Source organism: Burkholderia sp. JPY481 (assembly GCF_038900515.1).
Taxonomy (GTDB): Bacteria; Pseudomonadota; Gammaproteobacteria; order Burkholderiales; family Burkholderiaceae; genus Paraburkholderia; species Paraburkholderia youngii.
In genome coordinates, this window is record NZ_JAYMRT010000089.1 from 1 (window position 1) to 1,565 (window position 1,565).

1 protein-coding gene is annotated in these 1,565 nt (G+C 31.4%); it reads right to left on the minus strand.

Going from position 1 to position 1,565, the window contains the following annotated elements; translation table 11 throughout:
* Positions 1-110 precede the first annotated feature (110 nt).
* The gene (locus VSR82_RS39715) at positions 111-1,310 is read right to left on the minus strand and encodes an IS110 family RNA-guided transposase (protein WP_081698184.1); all 1,200 of its coding nucleotides are present in this window, start codon (positions 1,308-1,310) and stop codon (positions 111-113) included.
* Positions 1,311-1,565: the final 255 nt, after the last annotated feature.

The following is a 1,565-nucleotide window of genomic DNA, read 5'->3' on the forward strand; positions in this document are numbered from 1 at the left end:
TTTCCTACGATTAGTCAAGTACTTATAATTAAAATAAGCATTACTTAACTAAACCGTTCAATTTAATTTTTTTGAATAAGGTGTTAAACTGTATTTGATTGTACGTTTGGCTAATGTGGGGACATTTGATAATCGTACAATTTCTGATTCATTATCAAGTAATGAATCGTTTTTAATAGTCGATTTATACAAGCGATGACGGCAGTCTTATGAGATTTCTCATTAGGCTGCTTTCTTAGTTTGTAATAATAATCGACGACATGATTATCATAATGATGTTGACCCCTTATAATATTCATAACCACCCAAAATAAAAGTCTTCTCGCTTTTTTATTTCTACGCTTGTTGATTGTATCTCTACTAGAAGTACCACCTGATTGATATCGTTTGATATCAATACCTACAAAAGCATTGAGCTGTTTATGTGATCTAAATCTTGTAATATCTCCAATTTCCCCAATAATCATCGCTGCGCTTAGTTCACCAATACCTGGTATCGAATAAATCTTTTCAAAACAATCGAGTTGTTTTGCTAATTGAATCATGGCATCATCTAATTGTTTAAGACGTTGGATAGATTGTTTTAATTGTTGAATAAGTAAACGTACTTTTTCAACTAGAAAAGAATGTCTATCGACATTAGGATAGCTTTCCGAAGCGATATTTATTAGTTGTTGCGCATATTTTTCAGCTTTATATATTGATAAACCTTTATCTGTAGAATTGAATATATGTGTAATCAGTATGTCTCTATCTAAATCAATAACCAAGTCTGGATGAGTGAATATTTCAGCGATGTTAAGCGCAATGATTGAATATCGACTACTAAATAATTTTTCTAAACCAGGAAATGTTTGATGGAGTAGTTCAACAATCTCAAATTTAAAATGATTTTGTTCACTTTCAATCTCTAGATGAAAACGGGCACGTTCTCTTAATTCAAAGAATATTGATTCATGAGTAGGTAAGCTGTCCGTTTGTTTGAGAGTAGGCGCTAAATGAGCGAGTTTGTGAGCATCAGCCTGATCAGTTTTCCATGATCTTAAAGAACTCGTTCTAAATTTAGCTTCTAACGGATTCATTTCTATATAGTTAATTTGATTTACACGACAAAATCGTACCATAGCTCTTGAATAGATACCTGTAGATTCAAAAATGATTTTTGGATGGTTTAAGTCGTTCAAATACTTTAATAAATAATTGTAACCATTTTTATTATTCTGAATGGTAAATTCCTTTTGGAATTTCTCATCTTTATAATGGGCGACGACACTATTTCTTTTACTAATATCAATCCCTAAATAATCGATAACTAAAACCTCCTTGCTTAATTTGAGAAGTTTAAACTTTACTTAACCTTTCTCATTTCATTTTCCTATACACGGTTTCAAGAACCCAACATACTACAATCGAATTTCAAAAGGCGAGAGTAAAGCTGACTTGTTTTATAAACGGATTTAAAACCCAAGAGCCTGCACAGTCTACTTCTCTCTTTACAACTATAAAAAATAGCTGTGAAAAAATCTATCGTCATAGATTTCTTCACAGCTAATCTTAGTATGTTT